This window comes from Streptomyces sp. NPDC059582 (genome assembly GCF_042735715.1).
GTDB lineage: Bacteria > Actinomycetota > Actinomycetes > Streptomycetales > Streptomycetaceae > Streptomyces.
In genome coordinates this window covers 1-8,971 of record NZ_JBHWCC010000030.1, presented here as the reverse complement: position 1 = coordinate 8,971, position 8,971 = coordinate 1, and the positions used below count along the sequence as shown (strand labels likewise).

Here is an 8,971-nt window from a genome sequence, read left to right as displayed (position 1 = left end):
CCGCTGACCCAGGCCACCACGTGTGAGGGCGGGCGGTACCGGCCGACGGGGGCTTGTTACCTTCTTGATGGACCTTCGCAGGCGGCGGTCTTGACTTGGAGGGTTCTGATGGAGGATGCTGCGCCGCTGGATCTGGTCGGGGTGGACTCGGAGGCGGAGAAGGCCTATCGCCACCTGCTGGCGTGCGGTGGCGGGACCGTCGACGACGTGATGGCGGCGCTCGGAGTGACGTACCCCGAGGGGCTGGCGCTGCTCGAACGTTTGCACCGTTTCGGGCTGGTCAGTCGTCGCACATCGGGGGAGTACCTCACCGTGGACCCCCGGCACGCGCTGCGGTCGCTGGTCGAGTCACGCGAACGGCAACTGGCCTCCGTGCGCGACGCGGCGGGCTCGCTCGGCGCGATCTTCGACACCGCGAAGCGGACCAGCAACGGCGGCCACGGGACCCTTGTGATCAGCGGGCCGGAGGCGGTCGGCGACCGCTACTACCGGTTGAAGCAGGCCGCGCGCGCCGAGATCTGCTCCTTGGACCGCCCTCCGTTCCTGCTGGCCCCCAACGGTCCGCTCGACGAGGCGGCGGTGGGACGCGGCGTCCGGGTGCGCGCCGTCTACGCGGCGGCCAGTTTCGTCGGGGACGGCAGTTGGCAGGAACTGGGCAGCCTGGTGTCGCGTGGAGAGGAGGCGAGGATCACGCCGACGCTGCCGATCAAGCTCGCCATGGCCGACCGGTCGGCCGCGATGGTGTCCCTGAGTCTGTCCGACGGGAACACAGACTGCCTCTACACCGAGGCGCCCCCACTGCTGGAGGCACTGGGGGAACTCTTCGAGCGCTACTGGGCGGCCGCGTCCCCGCTGGCGGGCATGCCGGGGCCCGGTGAGCAGGTGCCGCTACCGTCCCGTCCCCTGGACGAGGACCGCAAACCCACGGACGAGGAACGGAATCTCCTCGCGTTGTTCGCGGCTGGAGTCAAGGACGAGGCGATCGCCCGCCAGTTCGGGATCTCGTCAAGGACGCTGCGCAGGCGAATTCAGGATCTTTACGCGGAACTGGGGACCACCAGCCGTTTCGGCGCGGGCGTTGCCGCGGCGCGCCGCAACTGGGTCTGAGGGCCCTGGTGGCTTCTTCGTGCCGCATCCCGGCGCATGATGCGTCGGCCAAGCCGACAGGCCTCTAGCCCCGGGCTTTCACGAGGGGCGCTGTCCGGTAGGTGGTCGAGAACGTAGAAAGTGCCTCTGAGCTGCAACGACAGGACGAGCTGAGGGTCCTGTGCGGGGTAGCGGCAGAGGCACTTACGAGGTGAAGAACAGTTACGGGTCGCGTCCGTGATGTCAGTTATGTCCGCGATATCTGCGTGTCCGCGTCGCGAGTGGCGGTCGTGGGGTGGTCATCAACCGCTTGGCGTTCTGAGCCGGTGGCTACGGATGGGCCTTCTCGGCGTGGACGGTCAAGGCAGGATCTCGACGTAGCCGTCGGTTCCGTGCACGCGGATCCGCTGCCCGTCCCGGATCAGCCGGGTGGCGTGTTCCACACCCACGACGGCCGGCAAGCCGTACTCCCGGGCGATCACCGCGCCATGGGTCATCAGGCCGCCCACCTCCGTCACCAGGCCCGCGACCGCGACGAACAGCGGCGACCAGCTGGGGTCCGTGAAGGTCGTGACCAGGATGTCGCCCGCTTCGAGATCGGCCTCCGCCAGGTCGAGGATGACGCGGGCCCGTCCTTCGATGGTCCCGGCGGAAACCGGTAGGCCGACCAGGGCGCCGGTCGGCACGTCGTCGCGCCGGTACGCCCCGGTGACGGCCTCACCGTCCGACGTGAGCACCCGGGGCGGTGTGAGTGCGTGGTACGACCGGAACGCGTCCTTGCGCTGCTGGATGAGCTGGTCGTCCACCCGGTGCGAACGCACGACGTCGTGGAGTTCCTGGAACGTGAGGTAGAAAGCGTCCTCCCTCTCAGGAAGCACGCCTGCCCGCACAAGGCGCTCGGCCTCCGCCAGCAAGGCCTGCTTGTAGACCAGATAGCGGCTGATGATGCCGTACTTCGGGTACTCCCGGTACCCGATGAAGGTGCGGACCCGGTCGATCATCCGCTTGGTCTCGTCGGCTTTCCGCTCCCCGTCCGGCAGGGCCCGCAGGCGTGACAGCACGTCCTGTTCCTTCTTCCGCGCCTTCTGCCGCCCCTGCTCGAAGCGCCGCTCGGCGGCGCCCGGCTCGAAGTTCCTGACGTTGTCGAGGATCACGGGCACGAGCGTGGTGGGGCGCTCGCGCCAACGTGGCCTCGTGATGTCGATCTCGCCGACGCAGCGCATGCCGTACCGGTCGAGGTAGGTCTCGATGGCGTCACGTGCTTCGGTCCCGCCCGCGAGCTTCGCCAGCTCGTCCAGGAAGGCGCCGTCCTCGCCGTACTCGACTCCCTGCAGGAACGCCACCACCTCCGGCCGCGGGCGGATCACGTCCGCGACGTCGAGCAGCTCCAGTCCCATCTCGGACGTGATGTTGTCGGGGGCGGACAGCGTGAGCGTGTCAGCCGCGTTCTTCTCGCCCAGCCACTCCCGCAGGCTGTCGTTGAGCCACCACGTGGCCTCCATCCCCGCCATGATCGCCTGCATGCTCAGCGGATCGCTGAGGACTCGCTTGTGCTCCTCGAAGGCCTCCAGCAGGAAGTCGAACAAGGCCGGCCCGGTCTTCGACCGGATGTCGCGTTCCAGGGCGGCGACGGACGCCTGGCTGCGCTCGATCAGCTCGGTGACGACGGCCGGATCGGTCTCGATCGGGGCGGCCGCAGCGCGTACCGGTGGCCCGCCGGGACCGGTATCGGGGAGCGACGGGACGAAATCGTCGCGGTCCAGGACGGTCTCCAGAGCGTCCCTGACCAGCGGATCGCCCCTCCCCATGACGTCCAGGAGGCCGGCGCGGCTCGCGGGCGAAGCCAGGCGCCGGGCGACGTCGACGAACAGCCTCCCGCCGGCCGCGTGCATCGGCACCATGGCCGTCAGCTGCCACATGGAGAGCCCCAGGGGCTTCATGGGGTCGGTCATCATCTGCTGATGGCCGACGGAGACGTAGACGTGACGCTCCTGGTCGTCGGTCTCGGGGATGGGGAACAGTGTCGTGATCGGCCGGCTCTGGACGATCCGGAAGTCATCATCGACCAGGCACCATTCGATGTCCTGCGGGCGGCCGAAGTGCTCTTCGATCCGCCGTCCGAGCTGCACGAGCCGGACGACCTGCGCATCCGTCAGCGCCGGCTGCTCCTGCCGTGGCGAGTCGATCGCCACTTCCTGCGTACCGCCGTCCGCGAGGGCGTGAACGGCACGCTTTTTGACGGCGATCGTCTTGGCGACGACTGCGCCGTGTCGCACCTTGAAGACGTCCGGGTTCACCAGGCCGGAGACCAGGGCCTCGCCGAGGCCGAAGCCGGCGTCCACGGTGGCGACCGTCCGGTTGCCCGTGACGGGGTCGGCCGTGAACAGGATGCCGGCCGCATGCGGGAAGACCATCTGCTGCACGACCACGGCCATGTGGACCGTACGGTGGTCGATGCCGTTGCGCTGGCGGTAGGTCACGGCCCGCTCGGTGAACAGCGAGGCCCAGCACCGGCTGACGTGCTGGAGGATCGCCGTCGGCCCCACGACGTTCAGGTACGTGTCCTGCTGGCCGGCGAAGGAGGCCGTCGGAAGGTCCTCCGCCGTCGCGCTGGATCGGACGGCGTAGGCGGCTCGCCCGCCGAGCCGGGCGAGCGCGTGGGTGATCGCTGCCGCGAGATCGCCCGGGATGGCGATTCCCTCGATGGTCCGGCGAATCTGCGCGCTGAGCGTGCGGATCGCCTCCCGGTCGTCCGGGTTCGAGCGAGACAGCTGCTCGAGCCGATCCTCGATCGACGGCGCTTCCGCCATGATCCGCCGGAAGGCGTCCGTCGTCACGCAGAAGCCGCTCGGCACGCGGATGCCTTCGATCCGCGACAGCCCACCCAGGTGCGCGCCCTTGCCGCCGACGACCGCGACCCGCGTCTCGTCCACCTCATGAAGATCCAACACATACTGCTCGATCACTGCGATACCTCCGAGGCAGCCGTGTGCCGTCGCCCCGCGCCGGCCACGCGAATCACCGGCGCCTCCCATGCTGTCCACTCTGTCGCACCTCTTGGCGGGCACGTCCTCATCTCTGGTCGCCTTCCCCCTGACGAGTCGGTCGGGGCGCACCTGCGCGCTTCCGCCCTGAGCGCCCGCGACCGCACTGCCCGTCCCACTACCGGTTCGACGTCACCGCGTCCCCCATACGTCGACAACACACGCACGTCGTGCCCTCAATTCCGCAGGTTGTGGCATTGGCCGACGATTCTGTGCCACCACCCGGGCCTTGCCGCAAGCCCCCCAGTGCGCTATACCTTAGGAGCGGCAAGGAGAGAGCTCTCCTTGCCTTTGCCTTTGCCTTCTGTCGGCCAGGGGAACCGACAAGCCTCTCGCGAAGCGGTGACGCGCCGCGTACGGCTACGCGTGCTCCTGTGGCACGGGCGCCGGACGCTGATCCGCACCGCCCCCCGACGACACCCGCCACTGGCGACCCGAGCGGCTCCGGTTCCGGCTCTTCTCCGCCGCGGTACAGCTCGTACCCACCGGCCGCCGCCACTCGCTCCGCTTCACCACCGGACGACCCACCGAGCCCCCACCGGCGAACCGACCCGGACTCATGATTGATCGGGGCTGGATAAACGACATTGACGGGGCATCAATTCTCCGGGACAAAGCGCGGGCCCTGAAGGGGCGGAGTGACGTTCTCACGGCCGACGGTTACGGGTGCCGGCCGTCCGCTTTTCGCGGTACGCCTCAGGACGGCTCGGGCGTGTGCCAATGGGGAATTTCCTCGATTGAAGTGCCGCCTGTCCACTTGAGGACATTGGCACCCAAGGGACATGACCTCTTCTTTACAGCGAGGCAGATGAATGGCTGACTACGAACACCTTTCGCACGTCTAGCTCTTGAGGTCCCCTTGCGTATACCTTCGTCGCCCAGACGCGGGCTGCCAGTCGCGGTCGCCGTCCTCGTGGCGCTGACGACCATCGGACCGGCCGCGTCAGCCGAGTCCCCCACGTCGCCCACCTCACCTGCCGCATCCGCCGCCGGAAGCCCGGAGGTCACGGGGACCGTCACGCTGATCACCGGTGACAAGGTCGCGGTGTCCGTCAGCAACGGCCGTACCACCGCGACGGTGTCCGATCCGCAGGGCAGGCCGAGCGGCGCCCATGTCATGTCGGTCGGCCCCGACACCTACGTGTACCCCGACGCGGCGCTGCCCTACATCGCTTCAGGCACGCTCGACGAGCGACTGTTCAACGTCAGCGAACTGCTCGAGGACGGCTACGACGACAGCCACAGCGACCGGTTGCCGCTGATCGTCACCTACACCGATGCCGCTGCCCGCGCCCGCAGCGCGAAGACTCCGGACGGCGCGCGCAAGACCCTGACGCTCAGCAGCATCCAGGGGGCCGCGATATCCGCCGAGCACGCGCGGGTGACGGACTTCTGGACCTCCCTCACCGGCGCCGCCGCCGAGGAGGTGGCGGGGAAGCGGCCCTCCGGGCGGCTGACGGGCGGGATCGCCAAGGTGTGGCTGGACGGCAAGGCCAAGGCGACGCTGTCCGACACCACCGCGCAGATCGGCGCGCCCGAGGTCTGGGAGAGCGGGGACACCGGGCAGGGCGTGGACGTCGCCGTGCTGGACACCGGCATCGACGCCGCGCACCCCGACTTCGCCGGCCGCATCGCCGAGACGAAGAGCTTCGTGCCCGACCAGGACGTCACCGACCGGCACGGCCACGGCACTCACGTCGCCTCGACGGTCGCGGGTACGGGCGCAGCGTCCGACGGCAAGGAGAAGGGCGTCGCCCCCGGGGCCTCGCTGCACATCGGCAAGGTCCTGAACAACATCGGCGAGGGCCAGGACTCCTGGATCCTGGCGGGCATGGAGTGGGCCGCCCGCGACCAGCACGCGAAGATCGTCAGCATGAGCCTGGGCAGCGGACCCACGGACGGCACCGACCCCCTGAGCCAGGCCGTGAACGAGCTCAGCAAGGAGACCGGGGCGCTGTTCGTCATCGCGGCCGGCAACTCCGGCCCGGAGACGTACACCGTGAGCGCCCCCGGTGCCGCGGACGCCGCGCTGACGGTCGGCGCGGTGGAGGGCCCGGGCAAGGGCGTGGACCAGCTGGCGGACTTCTCCAGCCGCGGCCCCCGCAAGGGTGACAACGCCATCAAGCCCGATCTGACCGCCCCGGGCGTGAACGTGCTGGCGGCGCGTTCGCAGTACGCGCCGGAGGGCGAGGGCGCCTACCAGACGATGAGCGGCACCTCCATGGCCACCCCCCACGTCGCAGGCGCCGCCGCGCTGCTGGCCGCCGAGCACCCGGACTGGACGGGGCAGCAGCTCAAGGACGCCCTGGTCGGCACTGTCTCGAACGGCGACAGGTACAGCCCCTTCCTGGCCGGCAACGGGCGGCTCGACGTCGCCGCCGCGGTGAAGGCCACGCTGGTCGCCTCCGGGAACGCGTTCGCGCAGGCCCACTACCCGTACACGCCGGGCCAGAGCGTCCGCAACGACGTGACGTACACCAACACCGGCGCCGAGCCGGTCACCCTGGACCTGTCCATACCCGCGGGCCTGCTGCCCGAGGGGCTGCTGACCCTCACCGACACACGGCTGACCGTGCCCGCGCACGGCACCGCCACCGTCGGTGTGATCAGCCACCTCGACCTGGCGGAGGAGAACGCCGCCTACTCCGGCCGTCTCATGGCCACCGGCGCTGACGGCACGATCCTCGCCCGCACGCCGGTCGGCGTGAACAAGGAGGGCCAGCGGGTCACGCTGACGGTCAAGGCCAAGGACCGTCGCGGGGCCGCCCTGCCTGGCACCCTCGTCCTGAAGGACGTCGAGCGCAACACCACGCCCAAGTTCTACGAGATCGACGCTTCGGGCCGCATGACCGTGCGCGTGTCCCCGGGCACCTACGCGGGGTGGATGTACGCCGACGTACCGGGCATCGACGGCACGCACACGCTGGGCTCCGCAGTGTTCACCGCGCCGCAGATCGACCTCGGCACCGACCGCACCGTCACCTTCGACGCCGCGAAACTGCGCAAGGTGGCCGCCTTCACCCCGCAGGCGACCGCCAACCAGTTCATGCGGCTGGACCAGTACCGGACCAACAGCGGGCTGTTCCCGTACCTGGACAGCTACATGCCCGACTACTGGCGGTACGACAGCCTCTGGGTGACCCCGACGCCGAAGGTCACGAAGGGCACGTACGTCTTCGCCACCCGCTGGCGGCAGGTCGAGCCCCCGCTGACGTTCTCCACCGGCTCGCGGACCTACGACGACGTCGTCGTGCAGAGCCTGTCCCCCAAGCTGCCGGAAGGCAGGGGAAGTTACCGGGCCGTCTGGGCCGGTGACGGTTCGGCCGCGGACTTCCGCAAGGTGAAGGTGCGCGGTCAGGTGGCGGTCGTCCGCCGCAGTGACACCGTGTCCGCCCCGGAGCAGGCCGCGGCGGCGGCGAAGGCCGGCGCCAGGCAGCTGCTGACCCTGAACGACGGCTACGGGAAGCTGGACCCCTGGGCGCACGAGCCCGAGCCCGCCCCGCTGCCGGTGGCCTCGCTCGGCACCGACGACAGCGCACGGCTGCGCGGCCAGCTCCGCAGGACCGGCACGACGACGCTGAAGGTGGTCTCGCACCCGTATCCGCGCTACGTCTACGACCTGGTCCGCCACCACGACGGGGCCGTCCCCCGGGATCCGTCCTACCGGCCCCGCCCGGGCGAACTGGCGCGGATCGACGAGTCGTTCCGCAACACCGAGCAGGGTCAGGCCCTCGCGTACCGCGAGGACCTGAACGTCCTGTGGCCGGCGTCCCTGGGAGCCCAGCCGACGCCGGTCGCGGCCCAGGGCACGCTGACGTCGTGGGTGACGGCGGGCGTCGACTGGGTGTCCTCCGCCTTCATGCGTGACCTCTCCGAGGGAGGCGCGGCGCGCTCGTACAAGCCGCGCAGCACCACCGAGGAGACCTGGTTCGCCCCGATCCAGCACCCGCGGCTGCTGGACGACGGCGTCAACTGGCACTCGCCCTTCCGGACCGGCGACATCATCAACACGTCGCTGCTGCTCGCCTGGGGGGACTCCGACCGTCACGAGGGCACGGCCTGGATCGACGGCGGAACGACGAAGCTCTCGCTCTACCAGGGCGACCAGCTGCTCGCCGAGGACACCGACGAGCACATCCTGTCCGCGGAGGGGCTGTCACCGGACCCGCTGCCCTACCGGATCGTGGTGGAGGGCAAGCGGAACGTGTCGAACCGCCCGTACTCGACCCGTACGCGCACCGAGTGGGGGTTCACCTCCAGCACGAACACGAAGGACTACACGGCCATCACGCCTCTGCCGCTGGTGCAGCTCGACTACGCGGTGGCCACCGACCTGTCCGGCCGGGCAGGCAGGCGGTCAGCGGTGTCCGTCACGCCCTCGCACCTGGAGGGCGCGACCGGCTCCGGCACGATCCGCACGGTGACCCTGGACGTCTCCTACGACGACGGCGTCACCTGGCACCGGACCACGCTGCGCCACAAGGGCGCGGACTGGACGGCGTCGCTGAACGCGCCGCTCAAGTCCCGGTTCGCGAGCCTGCGCACGACGGCGAAGGACGCCAAGGGCAACAGCGTGAGCCAGACCCTGATCCGCGCCTTCGGCCTCAAGTAGGTCCGTCGGCCCCGGCAACCGGGAACCCATCGCGGTGGCGCCCGTTGCCGGGGCACAAGGACGCTGTTCGTCCTGGGCGCTGTTGAGGCGCCCAGGACAGTCGTGGGGGCCCCCCCCCCCCCTGGGCGGGGCCCCCCGGCGGGGCGGGTGTGAGCCCCCCGGGGGAGGCACCCGGACCGGGTTTGTGGCCCCCGGGCCCGGGGGGGGGTTGGACTTGCAGAAGAATCCC

Annotated in this window: 3 protein-coding genes; 2 read left to right on the top strand and 1 reads right to left on the bottom strand. The window is 70.1% G+C overall.

The window, feature by feature from the left end:
* The first annotated feature begins 108 nt into the window (after nt 1–108).
* Nucleotides 109–1,107, top strand: a complete 999-nt coding sequence (locus tag ACFV0T_RS24350) for a LuxR family transcriptional regulator (protein WP_385782822.1) — start codon at nt 109–111, stop codon at nt 1,105–1,107.
* A 338-nt stretch (nt 1,108–1,445) separates the two neighbouring features.
* On the opposite strand, the gene rph is transcribed toward ACFV0T_RS24350, so the two are convergent.
* Nucleotides 1,446–4,052 carry a rifamycin-inactivating phosphotransferase gene (rph, locus tag ACFV0T_RS24345; RefSeq protein ID WP_385782819.1) on the bottom strand — a complete coding sequence of 869 codons (2,607 nt, stop codon included), beginning with the start codon at nt 4,050–4,052 and terminating at the stop codon, nt 1,446–1,448.
* A 937-nt stretch (nt 4,053–4,989) separates the two neighbouring features.
* On the opposite strand from rph, the gene ACFV0T_RS24340 reads away from it, so the two are divergent.
* On the top strand, nt 4,990–8,742 hold the full coding sequence (locus tag ACFV0T_RS24340; RefSeq protein WP_385782816.1) for a S8 family serine peptidase: 3,753 nt from the start codon (nt 4,990–4,992) through the stop codon (nt 8,740–8,742).
* Nucleotides 8,743–8,971: the final 229 nt, after the last annotated feature.